Below are 17,510 nucleotides of genomic sequence, written 5' to 3'. Positions count from 1 at the left end.
TTCAGCAGCTCTATTGATATAATCCATAAATTATTCCTTTGGCTAATTCCGATTAGGATTCGGAATTAGCCATAATTATAAAATACAGCCGGTAAGACACTTCTGTCAAGACAGGAACATAGATTATTAAAATTTATATGTCTTAATTCTTTTTCATTCATTATTGATCAAGCTTATATTTATTCTCTGGTTAAATTATATATGATAGGTAGGACTTATAGGATATTGAAAAAAGAAAAAAAACTCTTCTTCTAAAGATGGGGCTGTCTCAAAAGTACAAGACAGCCCCTTTTCACTAGAAGGTTTGCAATAAATGAGGAATGCATCCGATAATGCATTCATTTTGTGCAGGAATAAGTTCTGATGACAATTTCTTAATGAACTTAAACCATTTTGTAAAACAAGTTGTAAAAAAACACAAATAATTCGGTACCGTTATGCTCAGCAAAGAAGTAATAAAACAATCAAATCATTAATAATCATCTTTTGTCATACAAAGAGAAGTATCGATTTGCGCCTCAAGCCATGCTGCTGGGTATCGTTCAGCATAAATTTCTTCCATTTTTGTTTCATGACAAGAACGGTCAATCATGCTTTGCAAATCTCTTAATGATTTTTTTACAGTCTTTTCAATAGCATCTCTTTTAGCCCTCTGGCGTGCTTTTTCTTCTGAAGTCCAGCTGATAAGAAGGGCAAAAGTTCCGGCAAATAATGCAGCTGTAATTACGATTGGGAGATAAAGAAATCAATTAAAAGAATGCCTAGTGCCAGGGCTGTAATGCAAGGCATACAAAATGTAAAAATATCATTACTTTTCTGCTCTCGTTTGCTTGAAGCTTCTGTTCGTGTGTAGTTTGCAAAGTATACTGCAGCAACGATTCCTGCTACGAAAATTAACGCATTGATTGTGTTTTCCATAATTAACCCCCTTTTTTTCGATGTTATGACTTGATAGAATCCCTAAAAATTGCAATTTTTAGAGATAACCTTGAAAATGCGAGTTTTAAGGCCTGCTATTTCCAGGACTTAAAACTCGACAGCATTCTAAAAAATCGTCGCAAGACGAGTTTTTAGATATGCATTTATTATAAACTGGTAAAGTGCCATACAAGGGAAGGGCACTGAAAATAAAATTCATAAAAAAACTGCGAATTTATGCTATAATTACGGGACTTTTTATAAAAACTGTGGAGGAATCATATGCCAATGATTGAAGCTAAGGTGACTATGGAGTTGTCTGCAGAAAAAAGAGATATTTTGAAGGCTGAATTTGGAAAAGCTATCAGTATAATTGGAAAACCTGAATCATACTTGATGATTAATCTGGTTGATAAACAAGATCTTTACTTTGACGGAAACAAGCTTGATAAAGGAGCGTATGTTGAAGTAAAGGTTCTTGGAAACGTTGACGGCGGTTCTAGCGACAAGATGACTTCAAAACTATGCGAAATCCTTGAAAAAGAGCTTGGAATCCTGGGGAACGCGGTCTACATTTCCTACTGGGGAACGCAAAACTGGGGCCACAACGGCGGAAATTTCTAAAGAAAATCCATGACTACGCTGGATATAGAAGGTAAAAAGGTATCAGTTTTTGGCTCTGAAAATGCTTCTTTACCCCTTGTAATTCTCAATACTTACGGAAATGAAGATGAAGAAGTTTGGAATGAATGCCAGAAACTGAACTGTCCGCCTTTTTGCCTTGCCGCAATCAGTAATCTAGACTGGAATAACGAACTTTCTCCATGGAAAAGTCCTGCTTTATACAAAAATGACGGTGAATTTTCCGGCGGTGCAGATGTATATCTTTCATTTCTGACTAATAAGATTATTCCGGTCATTTGTGATTCAACAGGTTCAAAACCTTCATATTTGGCACTTGCAGGATATTCGCTTGCAGGACTTTTTGCTTTATATGCTGCCTATAAAACTGATATTTTCGAACGTTTTGTATCTGCATCCGGCTCCATGTGGTTTCCGAGCTTTGAAGAATCTGTAAAATCCCATAACTTTATAAAAAAGCCTGACTGTATCTATTTGTCCCTTGGGAATACTGAAGCAAAAGCCAAAAATAAAGTACTGGCGACAGTTCAGGAACATACAGAATCTATTTTTGAACTGTATAAATCACTTAAAATCCCGGTAATTTTTGAACTAAACAAAGGAAATCACTTTACGGAAGCTGCAATACGAACTGCAAAAGGAATTAAATGGATTTTGGAGCAATGAAAGGGCAAACTATACTATATATAGCGTATCTAATAGACTAAAACACTATATATAGTATGGGTAGACAGAATTTTCATTATAAGAAGTCAAAAAGTACCCTGGCAAAAAATCATATTTTTCTGCTAAGATATTTTTTTATTCTGCTATTGCTTATTCCACCAAGCCTTCATTGTTTCTATTACTTGTGTCAGTTCTGTATTGGTTATTATATATGGAACCATTGCGTACATGATGTTTGAAAAAGGTCTTGCAAATACTCCATTTTTATATGCAAAGTCCTGATAGCCTGTTAAATCTGATGCATTATTTGCTTCTACTGCAATACAGCCACCCATTATTCTGATTTCTTTTATTCTTGGATTTTTATAGCCGGACAATAGTTTTTTTGAGAATTCTTCAATATGGGAAATTTTTTTCATATAATTTTCGCGCTTGAAAATTTCTAATGATTTTATTCCTGCGGTCATTGCCAAGGCATTTCCCATAAAAGTCGGGCCATGCATCAATGCTTTTCCATTTTCATCGGAATAAAACGCTTCGTAAACTTTATCTGATGCAACTGTTGCCGCATGTCCGATATATCCGCCAGTAAGAGCTTTTCCAAGACAAACTATATCTGGAAGAACTAAATCCGAAACAAAACGGTTGCCTGTTCGTCCAAATCCTGTCGCAACTTCATCAAAAATTAAAAGAACGCCATATTTGTCGCAAAGCTCTCTTGCCCGCTTTAAAAAAGAAATGTCATACATTTTCATTCCGCCAGCTCCCTGCAAAAGCGGTTCGACAATCATGCAATAATATTCTTCGCCGTGATTTTTAAATGCATCTTCAAGTTCTTCGATATTTGTGTTTATGTGATCAACATTTGTTTTTTGCTTAAAGGCAAAATGATATTCGCTTGAATCGCCTACTTCCATTGTTTTGAATGTATCTCCGTGATACGAATTTTTCAAAGAAAGAACTTTTTCTCGACGTTGGTTTTTGTTTACATAATATTGCATTGCCATTTTGAGCGCTACTTCAACAGAAACACTGCCAGAATCAGAAAAAAATACATGATTCAAGGTTCCTGGAAGAAAATCTGCAAGTTTTTCGGCGAATTCCACTGCTCCGTCATGCGAAAGATTGCACAACATAACATGAGAAAATTTTTCTGTCTGAGCTTTTATTGCATCCGTAATTTCTGGATTTTTATAGCCGTGAATCATGCACCACCAAGAAGAAATTGAATCAATCATTTTATTGTCGTCCGTATAAAGATATACGCCATTTGCGTCAACAATATGATACGGAGCTTTCATATGCTTCATCTGCGCATAAGGATACCAAATTCTTTGTTTTTTCATTTTTTCAAATACTTGTTCGTTCATTTTTTTTCCTATAAAAAATCTTTATTTTATTCAAAAAGCGAAATCAGGTTTTCTTTTGTTATTTCGATTGAATTGTCGTCGTCTTTTACTTTTGCAACCGTTTTTATACCCGTAAGATGTTCGCACATAAAAATATTGTCTTCTTCCATTACGTTTCCTGGATGATAGTGATTGAATATCAGTCCGTTTATTTTAAGTTTTTTTGATTTCATGTAATTCACCGTCAAAAGAACATAATTTATCGTTCCAAGTCCAGCATCTGCCACTATTACAGAAGAAAGACCGAGAGACTTTACAATTTTGTCAAGATAAAGTTCTTTTTTGTCAAAATCAATCGGACAGGTTATTCCGCCACTTCCTTCCATCAAAACAAAATCGTAATCTGAGCAGGTTTTGTCAAACCATTCGCTTACGACCTTAAAATCGACAGGATTTCCTTCGATTCTTGAAGCAAGATGTGGAGAAAACGCATTTTCGTAAACATAAGGGCACATTTTGCTGACAGGTTGCTCAATTCCCGAAATTTTCTTTACAAATTCTGCATCGCCTGGAACCAAAGTTCCATCTTTGTTACGGACGTTTCCGCTCATTGCGGCTTTAAAATATGCGCAATCCAATTTATATGCGTTCATTTTTTTTAACAAAAGAGCGGAAATATAGGTTTTTCCAACGTCGGTTCCCGTTCCTGTTACAAAAAGTTTTTTGCTCATTTTTGAGCCTCGCTTTCAATAAGACCGTTTGCTTTTAGAATTGGAAGAAGTTTTTTTGAAAGAATTGCTGCAACAACGCAAAGAACAAGGTCTCCTGGAACCGCAAGCACAAAACAGTAAAGAATCAGCGCTTTAAATCCAATTGGATTTCCAATATAAAAAGTTTTGATAAGCCAAAAATAAACAATTCCCATCAAATATACGACCAAAAGTCCTGCGAAATTTGCAGCCAAAAGTCTTAAAAAAGAACAAGAGTCCCTGTTTTTTCCAGCAATAAGACCTGTCAAAAATGCTCCAGCCGCAAAACCGACAAGATAGCCGAATGTCGGCTGAAGAACATATCCAAAACCGCCACCAGTTGCAAAAACTGGAACTCCGATAAGACCAAGCACAATATAGCAGAGAACCGAAATTCCGCCGTAAACTGGTCCAAGCACAAGGCCTGCGAGCGTCGTAAACAAAAGTTGAAGCGTAAAAGGACAAACTGGAATTGGAATTACAACTTTTGCTCCGATTGTAATAAGAACTATAAAAAGCGCCACATAGACAAGATTTCTAAGATTTGATTTCATTTTTTTACTCCCATAATGAAAATTATTAAAATGTAAATTGTATATATAACAAAAAACAATTTTTCAGAATTTTTGAGCCTGAGTTTTTGCAAACAGGTTCTTTTTTCTCCAAGTCCGTAACATCGCGATTCAAGTGACTGCGAAATTTCATCAGCTTTTCTAAATGACGAAACAATAAGCGGAATAAAAACTTCTGTATAAGCCATTACCCTTTTGATCGGATTTTTGTCTTCAAGCCGCGCTCCGCGAGATTTTTGAGCTAAACAGATTGAATTATATTCTCCAGAAATTACAGGAATAAATCTTAAGGCAAGTAGCAAAACTGTCACAAAATCATCCGCCGGAAAAGAAATTTTTTTTAACGGAGAAACAAAATACGAAATCGCTTTCATCATTTCTCCAGGCGTTGTTGTGTAAGAAATAAGCATTCCGCCAAAATACAAAAGTAAAAAGCGGATCGCATTTATAAGAGCGGTTTTTAAACCTAAATCGGTTATTTTGATTTTCCAAATTTCAAGAAGAACATTTCCGTCAGAAATAAACAAGTTAAAAAAAACAAGCACAAAAATAAGAATCGAAATTTGCCTGAATCCGCCAAAGGCAACTGAGAGCGGAACTTTTGAACTTACGAGCGCAAAAAAATAAACAGAACAAAAAAGCGCCACCTGAATAAAAGGCGAATTAACTTTTAGGCAGATTGATGCAATCGAATAAAACAAAAACGCAGCTAATTTGATTCTCGGATCCAAAGAATGAACAAAAGAATCCGTCTTGTAGTAAACTCCTATTATGTTATTTTTGCTCTTCATGCTACAACCTTTGATTTTTTATTTTGCTTTGAATTTGTGGCAATAACACAGCACATTCCGCTTGTTTTTTGCATAGAAGATACCGTTTCTGTAATTGCATTGACAAATTTATAATCCAGTCCAGCGTCCGATTCATCAAGCAGAAGAATTTCTGGTTCCATTACAAGAATTCCTGCAATCGCCACTACGCGTTTTTGTCCGCCAGAAAGGCAATTTGGCGAAACAGAAAATAATTTTTCTGGAAAATTGAGGCGCAAAAGCATTTCTTTGGATTTTTTAATTGCAGAATTTTCATCAAAACCCAGATTTTTAAGTCCGTAAGAAACATCGTCCAAAACAGTTTCTGCAAAAAGATTTTGTTCCGCCACTTGAAAGCAAATTCCCGTTTTTAGAAAATAATTCCGCCTGTCAAACTTTTTTGAATTGATGTTTTTCCCTTTATAAATTACTTCGCCTCTGTCCGGAATAAAAAAACCTTTTATAGTTTTGAGAAGCGCCGACTTTCCGCATCCGGAATTTCCTTCAATAAAAACAGTTTCGCCTTTTTTTAGTTCAAATGAAATTCCAAAAACGTCCTGCACCTTAAGACAAATTTCATTTTGAGAATTTTCATTTTCCTGAATTTTCCCATTTTCCATAAAAATTGTCTTATAAGGCAAAAAACGTTCTTTAAATTCGCTGATTGAACTTTTATTTTCGTCAGAAAAATAATTTGAATCAAAGACGATTTTTCCTTTTTCAATCTGCAAAATAAAGTCTGCGAGTTCCGCTTCGTCCGGATGATGAGTTATAAGTATGACCGTGATTTTTTTTTCTGAATGAATTTTTTTTATAAGTTCGAGAACGGTTTTTCTTTCTGTTTCGTCAAGAAAAGCAGTCGGCTCGTCAAAAATCATAATTTTTGGCTGAGAAGCGATTGCAGCGGCTATTGCAACAAGCTGTTTTTTTCCTGCTGGCAATGTTTGAATCTGCGAATACCGAAGTTCTTCAATGCCGCAGTCTTTCAGCGCGTTTGTAATATTTTCTTCAATTTTATCAGCTTCAAAACCTAAATTTTCGGACATAAAGGCAACTTCTTCTTCAACAAAACTGTTTAAAAGTTGAGTATCTGGATTTTGAAAAACAAATCCTTCAATTCGCCGGATTTTGGCGAGATTTTCTTTTTTAGAAGTTTCAAGTCCATCGATAAAAATGCTTCCCGAAGACGGAGCTAAAAGCACATTCATCAGTTTTGCCACAGTTGATTTTCCAGAACCGTTTTCTCCAGCAATTGCAGCAAAACTTCCATCTTCGATTTTAAAATTCATATTATCGAGCACGTCAATTTTTTTATTGTCCGTGCTCAAATAACTGAATGAAACATTTTTAAATTCAATCATTTTAAATTCCGTATCACATAAAAGACGATTTTAAACAAGCATTTTCTTAACAACCGCAACTTTTTCCGCAGTCGCAGGAACAGCAATTTTCGGTATTTGACTCAAAACTTCTTCCAAGAGAAGCAAGAAGTTTTTTGTCACCTTCAATTGTCGTTCCACAAGTTGTAAGCATATCTCCTGTAATCGAAGCGCTTGCTCCAGAATTGAATGCTTTTTCTCCCGAATTGCTAAGAAGTTTTCTTCCTGCTGCAAGGCGAATATTTGCCTGAGGATTTATGTAACGGAACATTGCAATAGTACGAAGAATTTCATCTTCCGAAAGAGATTTTATATTTTCGTAAGGAGTTCCAGGGATCGGCATAAGAGCGTTAATCGGAATAGATTTGATTCCAAGTTCGGAAAGAGAAATTGCCATATCAAGACGGTCTTCAAAAGTTTCTCCCATTCCAATAATTCCGCCAGAACAAACGCACAGCCCCTCTTTTTGTGCAGTTTTTATCGTTTCAATTTTCATTTCGTAAGTGTGAGTTGTACAGATATTCGGAAAATTTCTTTTCGAAGTTTCAATATTGTGATGATAGCTCGTAACTCCAGCTTCCCGAAGTGCGCGAAACTGTTCTGAACTCAAAAATCCCATTGAAGCACACAAATTGATTTTTAACTGCGAGTGCATTTTTTTATAAACCGAAAGAGCTTTTTCAAAATCATTTCCGCTTACAGATTTTCCTGCGCAAACAATTGCAAAACGATTTACTCCAGCTTTTTGATTTTTTTCTGCTTCGCTTATAATTTTTTCTTCGTCAAGAAAAGGATAAACTTCGCAGGAAGTATGATTAAACGAACTCTGTGCGCAAAATTTGCAGTTTTCCGAGCAATGTCCGCTCCGTCCGTTAATAATCGAACACAGATCAACGTGGTTTCCTGAATATTTTTTTCTGATTAAGTCCGCACCTTCTGTCAGTTTTTGAAGATCACAGTTTTTGAAGAATGAGAGATTGTCTGTCCTCAAAAGCCTTTTTCCGTCACAAATTTTTTCAGCAAGAGCAAGTACATCAACTAAATTTTCTGTTTCAGCCATTTTTTTACCTTTATGTTAATATGGCTGAGATTGTAAACCATTTGAAAATTGTTGTAAACCATATATTTGATTTATTTGGTTTACAATCTCAGAAATAAAACTTTATATATAGAAGACTTTTATCGATTTTTCAGATTTACAAAGTTTGCTTTTATGATACACTATTGCGAATTCATCAATTTAATTGAGCAAAAAATGAAAAACATTGAAATGGATATGACCCAAGGTTCGCTTTTAAAAAAGATTTTTATCTTTAGTGTGCCTCTTGTAATTACAAATGTTCTCCAAATTTTATTCAATATGACAGATACAGCAGTCGTAGGACGTTTTGCTGGTTATCTGCCACTGGGCTCTGTTGGTTCTACTGGACAAATGGTCTTTTTTTGTTCGGGAATTTTAACCGGACTTGGCGGTGGAGTAAACGTTCTGGCAGCAATCTGCGTCGGTCAAAAAAATTATAAAGATTTTGAAGTTACAGTCAGAGCGTCTGCCGTTGCATGTTTTTGCATTGGAATTTTGCTTTTGGTTGCTGGTATATTTTCTGCCACAGGAATTCTCAAACTTTTAAACACCAAACCAGAACTTTTGCACGATGCGGTCGTTTATTTTAAAATTTATATGCTCTGTATGCCGGCAATGGCAATGTACAATTTTGGAAATGCCATTTTAAGCGCCCAGGGCGACACCCGTTCTCCCCTTCTCTACCTGATTGCCGCAGGAATTGTCAATGTTTTTCTCGATTTGTTGCTCGTAATTGTTTTTAAACTTTCAGTCATTGGAGTTGGCGTTGCAACTGTAATTGCGCAGTATATTTCTTGCATTCTTACTTTACGGAAAATCTATAAAGTCCTGTCAAAAAATAATTTTGATTTTAAATACAGACAGATTTCTAGTTACAAAATTTTACAGATAATCAAAATCGGCGTACCAGCTGGCCTTCAAAACGCAATTTTTGCAATTGCAAACCTTTTTATCGTTGCAGCCGTAAACTCTTTTGACGCTGCCATGGTTGCTGGAAATGCCGCTACAATGAATGGCGACAACCTCGTTTTTAACATTATGTCCGCATTTTACACCGCTGGTGCAACTTTTATCGGACAAAACCTCGGAGCGCATAAAAAAAAGCGAATTCTTAATTCATATTTTATAAGCATGGGTTACGCCGCCATTGCAGGCTTTTTGCTTGGAGGCATTCTCTTTGCCTTTGGACAGGAATTTTTGTCACTTTTTACAAAAGATCAGACCGTTATCGACTATGCAATGCAAAAATTCAAAATTATGACTTTTAGTTTTGGAATTTCTGCCTTTATGGACGGAACGATTGCCGCAAGCCGAGGACTTCGCAAAACTTTGGTGCCTTCCGTTATGGTTTTTATCGGTTCTTGCGTCTTGCGCGTAATCTGGGTTTTTACGATTTTTGCACACTTCAGAACAGTCGAAAGCCTCTTTTTGCTTTATCCGTTCAGTTGGGCAGTTACCGCGGTTTTTGAAATCGTTTATTTTGCAATCATTTACAAAAAAGAAACAAGCGACATGTAAACAGACAAAAAATCTGTTTTTGAGGGATTTGACAGGAGTTTGAATTGAAAAAAGACGATTTACTTTTGATAGTCGATATGCAGAATGTTTATGCCCGTGGCGGAAAATGGGAATGCCTTGACACCGAAGGAGCGGCTCAAAACCTTCAAAAAATCATTGACCACGGACTAAAAAACGTAATTTTTACACGTTTTATAGCAAACGAAACTTCTCCAAAAGGAGTTTGGGCAGACTACAACAAAAAATACAGTGATGTAAATTCCGACTTTTACGCAAACCAAATGTTAAAAGAATTTGAACCTTCCCTAAAAAAATTTCCTCTTTATACAAAAAGCGTCTATTCTTCGCTCTCAATTCCGGAAGTTTTAGAAGCCTGCAAAAAAGCAGGACGCGTCGTTATTGGCGGAGTTGTTGCCGAATGCTGCGTTTTGTCCACCGTTTTTGCTTTGATTGACGAAGGAATTTACACAGTTTATTTGACAGACGGAACAAGTGGACTCGACAAACCAAAAGAAGACGCCGTCAAACTGACATTCTCCGGCCTTTCTCCTCTGCACCTAAAAATGATGACAACTCAAGAATATCTTCAGGAAAAATAAAAAACTTGAAAAACCTAAAGCCATAGGTTATATTGAAAAAATGAGCAAAAAAACACAGGAAATCCGTTCCATTTTTCAAGAACTTGGCAATTTACAAAAAAGAATCGAAAACCTAAAATCGCAGGCACCTGAACTCGAAGAAAAAAACAGCCGCGAAATAGACGAAATCAGCTTTAATCTCGCACAAAACCTGACAAAACTGGAATTCTGGTTCAACTCGCTCTACGCCTACAACGGAAAATCAAAAAGCGTCGCCAAAAAACTAAGCAGCCGGCAAAACGGAAAAAAAGGTGGTCGCCCGCCAAAAAAAATAACACTCCTCCGCCAGCGAAAAACCGAACTCGAAGAAAAAATCCTGCCTTCTCTCGAACACGAATTAAAATTCACCGACAGCAGTTTGCGTTTAGAGCAGTTGCCCGAAGAAATAAAAAATGCCAGCCAAGAACTCCAAAAAATTATCCAGGAACTCGAAAACTAATTTTTATTTCGGGCAGCACGGCAACAAGTTGCCGTCGGGCTTTGCGCAGTTCCGGCTTTCGCCTTCATTGTCGGCGACAAAGTCGCCGACAACGCTGCGCGCTGCTCCAATCCCTGCCGCAAATTAAATTTTCTTAAAAAGATTTATCATTTCAAGAGCGCCCATTGCACAGTCGTAGCCTTTATTTCCAGCTTTTGTGCCTGCACGCTCAATCGCCTGCTGAATCGTATCTGTTGTTAAAATTCCAAACATTACCGGTAAACCTGTATTAAGAGAAACCTGAGCAATGCCTTTTGAAACTTCTGCACAAACATAGTCGTAATGGCTCGTTGCTCCGCGGATTACCGCACCAAGACAGATTATTGCATCATATTTTTTGCTTTCTGCAAGGTGTTTTGCCGCTACAGGAATTTCAAAGCTTCCTGGAACCCAGCATAAATCAATGTTTTCTTCTTTTACATCGTGGCGTAAAAGTCCGTCACGTGCTCCTTCAATCAATTTGCTTACGATAAATTCGTTAAAGCGGGCTGCAACAATTGCAATCTTTGGATTTCCTTCAGAAACCAGTTTTCCTTCTAAAATATTCATTTTGTTCTCCAAAAAAATATGTTATTTAAACGGGCAGTTCCCGCGTTAGGGGGTGGAGCCATGCCAAAGGCAGTGCGCAAGCACCGCGCGTAGCAAGTGGCGGAACACCCGACTTTGGCGGCAAAGCCGCTAAAGGAACGCCCTTTTTTTTTGTATCAATTACAGAAAATGTCCCATTCTTACGCGTTTTGTTGTCAAATACTGAATATCCTGAGGTCTTGTTGGAACTGCCAAAGGAATGCGCTCTGTAATTTCGATTCCTGTGTCTGCACCGTTTATCTGGTTTATTTTGTCAGGATTGTTCGTTAAAAGGCGGATTTTTTTGATTCCAAGTTCCTTGAGCATCTGGATTCCGCAGTTATAATCCCGTGCGTCTGCTGGAAGTCCGAGAGCTAGATTTGCATCGACAGTGTCCATTCCGCGGTCTTGAAGGGCATACGCTTTTATTTTATTTAAAAGACCGATTCCTCGACCTTCCTGACGGAGATACAAAAGGACTCCGCGGCCTTCTTCTGCAATTTTTGTCATTGCCGCAGAAAATTGATCGCCACAGTCGCATTTTAAGGAACCAAAGGTATCGCCTGTCAAACATTCGCTATGAACGCGACACAAAATGCTGTCTTCGCCGTTTACATTTCCCATTATGAGAGCCGCGTGTTCTGCTCCTGTGATTTTATCCAAAAATCCGACGAGCTTAAAATTTCCCCATTTTGTCGGAAGTTTTGCTTCGGCAACTTTTTCCACGATTTTTTCGTGAGTTTTTCTATATTTTATAAGTTGTTCTATCGTAACGAGTTTTAGATTCCATTCAGCCGCCATTTTTTTGAGTTCTGAAAGGCGCGCCATGTGTCCGTCGCTACTCATAATTTCGCAACAAAGTCCTGCTGGAGTTAAACCTGCAAGCTTGCAAAAATCAACTGTTGCTTCTGTGTGACCTGTCCGCTCAAAAACTCCGCCTTCTTTTGCGACAAGCGGAAACATATGTCCTGGACGGCGGAAATCTTCCGGTTTTGAAGTTTTGTCGGCAACTGCCATTGCTGTAACGGAACGGTCAAAAGCGCTGATTCCTGTCGAAGTTTTTATGTGGTCGATACTGACGGTGAATGCGGTTTCGTGATTATCCGTATTGTCTGCAACCATCTGTCCAAAACCAAGATTTTTTGCAATCTGACGGCTAATTGGCATACAGATAAGGCCTTTTGCCTTTGATGCCATAAAATTTAAAATTTCCGGAGTTGCAAATTCGGCAGCACAAATTAAATCGCCTTCATTTTCGCGATCTTCGGCATCCGTAACCATAATCATTTTGCCAGCTTTTAAGTCTGCCAAAGCCTCTTCTATTTTATTGATTCCTTCTGTCATTTTTTCTCCTATAAAAATTCAATGAAAACTCGTAAAACTTGTCATAAAATTTTCGAGTGATTTTTCTTCATCATCTGCGTTTTTAAAATTTTTGTAATTTACAAAATGTTCGATGTATTTTCCTACGAGATCACATTCAATATTCACGTAAGAGCCATTTTGCATTTTGCTCAAAGTTGTATTCTTCCAGGTATGCGGAATTACGGCAACGCTAAAAACAGTTTCGCTTTCTCCGTAATTTACGCTTGCAACAGTCAAGCTTATTCCATCAACACAAACAGAACCTTTTTCGATTACAAATTTTCCAATTTCCGCCGAAACCGCAATCTTTATGTTTACGGCGTTTTGTTCGTTTTGAGAAGAAACAAAAATTCCTGTTCCGTCAATGTGTCCGCTTACAATGTGTCCGCCAAACCGTCCGTCTGCCTTCATTGCGCGCTCAAGATTTACTTCGCAGCCTGATTTTAAGTTGCTGAAGCTTGTTCGTCTAAAACTTTCTGGAGTAACATCGGCTGTAAAGCTGTCCGAACTTTTTGAAGTTACTGTCAGACAAGTTCCATTTACGGCGACACTTTCGCCCAAAACCAAAGAACTGGCAAAAGAACATTTTATGTTCAAAACAAGAGAAGAAGAACTTTTTAAGATTGAATTGATTTTTCCTTTTTCTTCAATAATTCCTGTAAACATTTTGATTTTTGCCCTCTTTTTTAATTTTCCAGAACATATTTAAGAAGAATATCTTCTCCAAAAACTTCAATTTGCGGTTTTCCAAGATTTATACATTCCGACGGAAACTCAATTCCCTTTCCTTTTACCGGATTAAAAATTGTGTGACCGTCGTTTCCAAAAATTTTTGGCGCAATGTAAACCTGCAATTCCTGAACAAGTCCTTTTTCTTCAAAGAAAAAACTTCCGTTCAAAGTTCCGCCACTTTCTACCAAAACAGAATCTATTCCCATTTCGCCCAAAACTTTAAGCTGGCTGTAAAGAAGCGAATGATTTTTTTCTGGTCTTGCAGACAAGACTTTTACTCCCCTACTTTCTAGAACCTCTTTTTTTATAAGTTCAGTTTTGGTCAGTTCAGGCTTGCAAAAAACAATTACAGGAATTTCTTTCGCTGTCTGAACCAAAGCACTTTCCAGATTAAGCTTTAAATGGCTATCTAAAATCACGCGAACTGGCTGCCTGTGCTCCAACCCGTCGTCAAGACGGACATTAAGCATTGGATTGTCTTTTTTTGCAGTTCCGATTCCTGTCAAAATCGCCATTACATTTGCACGAGTTTTGTGTACATTTTTGCGCGCCAACTGTCCTGTAATCCAGCGGCTTTCGGCTTTTGAAGTTGCAGTCTGTCCGTCCGCCGTCATTGCGTATTTTAAAATTACATAAGGCAGCTTGTTTTTTATGTAATGAAAAAATACCGGATTCAATTTATCACATTCTTCTTTCAAAAAACCAGCCACAACTTTAATTCCAGCAACTTCGAGAATTTTTTTTCCTTTGCCGTTTACAAGAGGATTTGGGTCACTGCTGCCATAAATTACTTCCGAAATTCCGCTTTCAATAATAGCTTGAGTGCACGGAGGTTGTCTTCCTACATGACAACAAGGCTCAAGAGTTACATAAATTGAAGCACCGCGAACATCGACACTTTTTTCGGCAGCATTTTTTAGAGCGTCGCGTTCAGCATGCAGGCTACCGAGTTTATGGTGCCAGCCTTCTGCAATAATTTTGCCGTTTTTTACAATCACTGCACCGACAAGCGGATTCGGATTTGTAAAACCACGGCCTTTTTCTGCAAGGGCAATGGCACTTTTCATAAATTCTTCTTTCATCAAAATAGTTTTATATCAAACTAAATTATAATTCAAGAGTTTACATCAATTTTTCCGCAAAATTTTCAAGTTGTTTTTCAACTTCTTTGTTTACGGCAATTTTAATCGTAACCTTTTCTTCCAGAATTTTTATTTCTTTCAAAGGTTCAAACATTTTTGCCATAGTCTTTGCTGCAAGTGGCGCCCAGGAACAATTTTCGATAAAACCAACCGTTCTGTTTTGAAAATTTCTCTCTGCAAGGTGAGCAATAAATTCCCGCATTTTAGGAAAAACTTCGGCATTGTAAGTTGTCGAAGCCAAAACAAGTTTTTTATAGCGGAAAGCGTTGGCTACACAGTCAAAAATGTCATTTCGCGCAAGATCTTTTATTAAGACATTTTTGCAGCCTTTTTCTTTTAAAATTTCTGCAAGTTTTTCGGCTGCCTGCTTTGTATTTCCGTAAACAGAAGTATAAGCAATAAAAATTCCGTCTGTTTCCGCTTCGTATTTTGACCAGGTATCATAATATTGAATATATTTTTCCAGATTTGAATCAAGAACGGGTCCGTGCAAAGGGCAGATTTTTTGAATTTCAAGGTTTGCCGCCTTTTTAAGAACTGCCTGCACATTCGCGCCAAATTTTCCAACAATTCCAAAATAATACCGTCTGGCTTCATCCGCCCAGTCAAGCACAGAAGGAACATCCAAAGCGCCGAATTTTCCAAATCCATCTGCGCTAAAGAGAATTTTTTCCGTACTTTCATAAGTGAACATAACTTCCGGCCAATGCACATTTGGAGCGGCAATAAAATTCAAGACATGTTTTCCAAGTTCAACTTTAGAACCTTCCGAAATTACAATCTGCCGTTCAGAAAAATCCGTACCGAACATGTTTTTCATCAAATTAAACGCCATCTTAGACGAAACAATTTTTGAATCCGGGTATTTTTTCATAAAAGCCGCAATATTTGCCGAATGATCCATTTCCATGTGTTGCACAACCAAAAAATCTGGCATTTTACCAGACAACGCGTTTTCGATATTTTTGAGCCATTCTTCCCCAAAATTCCTATCAACACTGTCCATAACGGCAATTTTCTCATCAAGAATAAGATAAGAATTATAAGACATTCCCTCAGGAACAGAAAACTGTCCTTCAAACAAATCGATTTTGTGGTCATTAACACCAACAAACCTAACCGAATCCGAAATTTTCATATCATTCATGGCACTACCTCCCATAAAAAGTCAAAATTCTAGAGCAAAACTTTGCTTATAACCTTCCCCGACAATTTTTTTACAGTATCCTTGCTGGCATCAATATCTGTTCCAATTTTCTGGCCAGTTTTAGCAGCGATATTGCAAAAATCGTTTTTAAAATCTTCCAGATGAACCGTGTCCGTCAATTGCAGCAGAAGCGAAATAAAAAACATTACGATATAAAGAGCGCCGTAAATTCCCATCGCCTCACTTATTTCCGTTATGTGCGAAATTCCAATAATTACGAGAATAATCCACAAAAATCCGGAAATCGACCTTGCTCCAATCCAAGAAAAAAGAATTATGAGCAAAAGACAGGTCTGACTGTTTATGTTCAAAACTGGCACATTCCAAACCTCGTTTCCGACAAACATCGAACAAAGACCAGAAATAGCCCAAATATTTAAAATCGCCTGCACAACCGAAAAAAACACCTGTTCCGCCGAGTCTTTCTTAAAAAAATTATACCGCAAAAGATAAGAACCATAAATAAAAACCGCGGCAATCGCAGTCAGCATTGTCACCTGCACAGAAACATCTTTTTCGATTTTATGCGTAAAAAACCAAAAATAAGTTTTAGAAATTTCGCTTTTAAAAGAAAGAAAGGAAATTATAACTGGCACAAGCATTAAAAAAACGCCTGCAATTTCCATCCATCGCCTGCTTTTTTGCACCGAAGACAGATTTTTTCCAAGAAGTTTTTCAAAAAAAGTCGGTTCTCCAAATTTTTTATGCCGGAAAGTATCCACCGCAATAAAACCAGTCAAAATCAAAAAAAGAACAATTCCAAAACCAGCCATAAAACACAAAGGCCGCCTCAAATCCTGCATCTGTTTTTGTTTTAGAATATTTTCCTGCACAGTCTTGTCGTAACGAACCAGCCAGTCTCTTTCAATTCGGTTCTGTTTTTTAAACTCAATTACAAGATTTTCCGTTTTTCTTTCTGTATAAATGTCGTCCCTCAAAAATAAATCGCCATTTTCGCTCTTAAAAAGAATTCTGTATTTAACTCCAGTTTTTAATTGCCATTTTTTTTCACAAGCAATGCTTTTCTCATCAAATTCTTCGCCGTTAAACTCAGCCTTGCGCTGCATTTTTCTCAAAGTTCTTTCAAATTTTGACGCTGGCAAAAGATTTACACTCTGTTGAACTGGAGATTTTTCGCCTTCGATTACAAAAATTGACGTTATTACAGAATTTGTGCCGTTTCTCAAAATCACATCGCTTGCCGCACTCAAAAAACACAGCCCCACAACGGCAGACCAGCAAAAACAAAAAAATCTCTTCATAAAAGCTCCAAAAATCGCAGTTTTTTATCTGGACGGCTTTTTGCTTCGCAAAAACCAGGCTTTGCGGGGTTCCGCGCTAACCGCGCTACATTAACGCTTGTAAACAAGCGCCAACGGCTCCGCCGCCCCTCCAATCCTTGCCGCAGGCAAGGTTGTGTGCTTTTAGCACACACGTAAAATCTTCCCGAGTTTTGTACTAACAAAACTCGCAGCGTGGTAACTACCACGCAAAAATCCTTGCCGCAGGCAAGGTTGTGCGCTTTAGCACACACGTAAAATCATCCCGAGTTTTGTATTAACAAAACTCGCAGCGTGGTAGTTACCACGCAAAAATCCTTGCCGCAGGCAAGGTCGTGTGCTTTTAGCACACACGTAAAATCTTCCCGAGTTTTGTATTAACAAAACTCGCAGCGTGGTAGTTACCACGCAAAAATCC

The 17,510-nt window shown here is 37.6% G+C and carries 19 protein-coding genes; 5 read left to right on the top strand and 14 right to left on the bottom strand.

Annotated elements, in window-relative coordinates:
• Positions 1 to 472: 472 nt before the first annotated feature.
• Both ACT6XC_RS05515 and ACT6XC_RS05510 read right to left on the bottom strand, forming a co-directional pair.
• On the bottom strand, positions 473 to 601 hold the full coding sequence (locus tag ACT6XC_RS05515; protein ID WP_443741088.1) for a hypothetical protein: 129 nt from the start codon (positions 599 to 601) through the stop codon (positions 473 to 475).
• A 122-nt stretch (positions 602 to 723) separates the two neighbouring features.
• Entirely contained in the window at positions 724 to 918 is a 195-nt protein-coding gene (locus ACT6XC_RS05510; protein WP_443741087.1) for a hypothetical protein, read from the bottom strand.
• 288 nt (positions 919 to 1,206) lie between these two features.
• On the opposite strand from ACT6XC_RS05510, the gene ACT6XC_RS05505 reads away from it, so the two are divergent.
• Both ACT6XC_RS05505 and ACT6XC_RS05500 read left to right on the top strand, forming a co-directional pair.
• The gene (locus tag ACT6XC_RS05505; protein WP_443741086.1) at positions 1,207 to 1,542 is read left to right on the top strand and encodes a phenylpyruvate tautomerase MIF-related protein; all 336 of its coding nucleotides are present in this window, start codon (positions 1,207 to 1,209) and stop codon (positions 1,540 to 1,542) included.
• Positions 1,543 to 1,551: 9 nt separating this feature from the next.
• A complete protein-coding gene (locus ACT6XC_RS05500) occupies positions 1,552 to 2,226 on the top strand; it encodes an alpha/beta hydrolase (protein WP_443741085.1) in 675 nt (224 codons plus the stop codon).
• Between the two features lie 143 nt (positions 2,227 to 2,369).
• Here the strand turns inward: ACT6XC_RS05500 and bioA are convergent, their stop codons facing one another.
• From bioA to bioB, 6 genes are read right to left on the bottom strand one after another with little or no spacing between them, the layout of a single operon-like run.
• The gene (gene bioA, locus ACT6XC_RS05495) at positions 2,370 to 3,596 is read right to left on the bottom strand and encodes an adenosylmethionine--8-amino-7-oxononanoate transaminase (protein ID WP_443737675.1); all 1,227 of its coding nucleotides are present in this window, start codon (positions 3,594 to 3,596) and stop codon (positions 2,370 to 2,372) included.
• Between the two features lie 26 nt (positions 3,597 to 3,622).
• Positions 3,623 to 4,306, bottom strand: coding sequence for a dethiobiotin synthase (bioD, locus tag ACT6XC_RS05490; protein WP_443737676.1), 684 nt, complete (start codon positions 4,304 to 4,306; stop codon positions 3,623 to 3,625).
• Positions 4,303 to 4,878 carry a biotin transporter BioY gene (locus ACT6XC_RS05485; protein ID WP_443741084.1) on the bottom strand — a complete coding sequence of 192 codons (576 nt, stop codon included), beginning with the start codon at positions 4,876 to 4,878 and terminating at the stop codon, positions 4,303 to 4,305. The genes bioD and ACT6XC_RS05485 overlap by 4 nt, the downstream gene beginning before the upstream one ends.
• The gene (locus ACT6XC_RS05480; protein ID WP_443741083.1) at positions 4,875 to 5,687 is read right to left on the bottom strand and encodes an energy-coupling factor transporter transmembrane component T family protein; all 813 of its coding nucleotides are present in this window, start codon (positions 5,685 to 5,687) and stop codon (positions 4,875 to 4,877) included. The genes ACT6XC_RS05485 and ACT6XC_RS05480 overlap by 4 nt, the downstream gene beginning before the upstream one ends.
• A complete protein-coding gene (locus ACT6XC_RS05475) occupies positions 5,684 to 7,066 on the bottom strand; it encodes an ABC transporter ATP-binding protein (RefSeq protein WP_443741082.1) in 1,383 nt (460 codons plus the stop codon). Before ACT6XC_RS05475 ends, ACT6XC_RS05480 begins: the two co-directional genes overlap by 4 nt.
• A 46-nt stretch (positions 7,067 to 7,112) precedes the next feature.
• A complete protein-coding gene (bioB, locus tag ACT6XC_RS05470) occupies positions 7,113 to 8,144 on the bottom strand; it encodes a biotin synthase BioB (RefSeq protein WP_443741081.1) in 1,032 nt (343 codons plus the stop codon).
• 195 nt (positions 8,145 to 8,339) lie between these two features.
• Here bioB and ACT6XC_RS05465 point away from each other — a divergent pair, with 195 nt between their 5' ends.
• The 3 genes from ACT6XC_RS05465 to ACT6XC_RS05455 are packed head-to-tail and all read left to right on the top strand — an operon-like array spanning position 8,340 to position 10,760.
• Positions 8,340 to 9,683 carry an MATE family efflux transporter gene (locus tag ACT6XC_RS05465; protein ID WP_443741080.1) on the top strand — a complete coding sequence of 448 codons (1,344 nt, stop codon included), beginning with the start codon at positions 8,340 to 8,342 and terminating at the stop codon, positions 9,681 to 9,683.
• A 44-nt stretch (positions 9,684 to 9,727) separates the two neighbouring features.
• Positions 9,728 to 10,282 carry a cysteine hydrolase family protein gene (locus tag ACT6XC_RS05460; RefSeq protein WP_443741079.1) on the top strand — a complete coding sequence of 185 codons (555 nt, stop codon included), beginning with the start codon at positions 9,728 to 9,730 and terminating at the stop codon, positions 10,280 to 10,282.
• Positions 10,283 to 10,322: 40 nt separating this feature from the next.
• Positions 10,323 to 10,760, top strand: coding sequence for a hypothetical protein (locus ACT6XC_RS05455; RefSeq protein WP_443741078.1), 438 nt, complete (start codon positions 10,323 to 10,325; stop codon positions 10,758 to 10,760).
• A gap of 123 nt (positions 10,761 to 10,883) precedes the next feature.
• On the opposite strand, the gene ribH is transcribed toward ACT6XC_RS05455, so the two are convergent.
• From ribH to ACT6XC_RS05425, 6 genes are all read right to left on the bottom strand, one after another.
• The gene (gene ribH / locus ACT6XC_RS05450; RefSeq protein ID WP_296024805.1) at positions 10,884 to 11,348 is read right to left on the bottom strand and encodes a 6,7-dimethyl-8-ribityllumazine synthase; all 465 of its coding nucleotides are present in this window, start codon (positions 11,346 to 11,348) and stop codon (positions 10,884 to 10,886) included.
• Between the two features lie 159 nt (positions 11,349 to 11,507).
• Positions 11,508 to 12,710, bottom strand: a complete 1,203-nt coding sequence (locus tag ACT6XC_RS05445) for a bifunctional 3,4-dihydroxy-2-butanone-4-phosphate synthase/GTP cyclohydrolase II (RefSeq protein WP_443737686.1) — start codon at positions 12,708 to 12,710, stop codon at positions 11,508 to 11,510.
• Positions 12,711 to 12,728: 18 nt separating this feature from the next.
• Positions 12,729 to 13,397, bottom strand: a complete 669-nt coding sequence (locus ACT6XC_RS05440; protein ID WP_443741077.1) for a riboflavin synthase — start codon at positions 13,395 to 13,397, stop codon at positions 12,729 to 12,731.
• A 20-nt stretch (positions 13,398 to 13,417) separates the two neighbouring features.
• Positions 13,418 to 14,545 (bottom strand): bifunctional diaminohydroxyphosphoribosylaminopyrimidine deaminase/5-amino-6-(5-phosphoribosylamino)uracil reductase RibD, encoded by a 1,128-nt coding sequence (gene ribD / locus ACT6XC_RS05435; RefSeq protein ID WP_443741076.1) that lies wholly within the window; start codon positions 14,543 to 14,545, stop codon positions 13,418 to 13,420.
• 40 nt (positions 14,546 to 14,585) lie between these two features.
• Positions 14,586 to 15,752 (bottom strand): FprA family A-type flavoprotein, encoded by a 1,167-nt coding sequence (locus tag ACT6XC_RS05430; RefSeq protein WP_443741075.1) that lies wholly within the window; start codon positions 15,750 to 15,752, stop codon positions 14,586 to 14,588.
• Between the two features lie 29 nt (positions 15,753 to 15,781).
• A complete protein-coding gene (locus ACT6XC_RS05425) occupies positions 15,782 to 17,074 on the bottom strand; it encodes a hypothetical protein (RefSeq protein WP_443741074.1) in 1,293 nt (430 codons plus the stop codon).
• Positions 17,075 to 17,510: the final 436 nt, after the last annotated feature.

This window comes from Treponema berlinense, assembly GCF_052273165.1.
Taxonomy (GTDB): domain Bacteria; phylum Spirochaetota; class Spirochaetia; order Treponematales; family Treponemataceae; genus Treponema_D; species Treponema_D berlinense_A.
The sequence above is the reverse complement of the archived record's forward strand: the minus strand, read 5'-3'. Positions and strand labels throughout refer to the sequence as shown.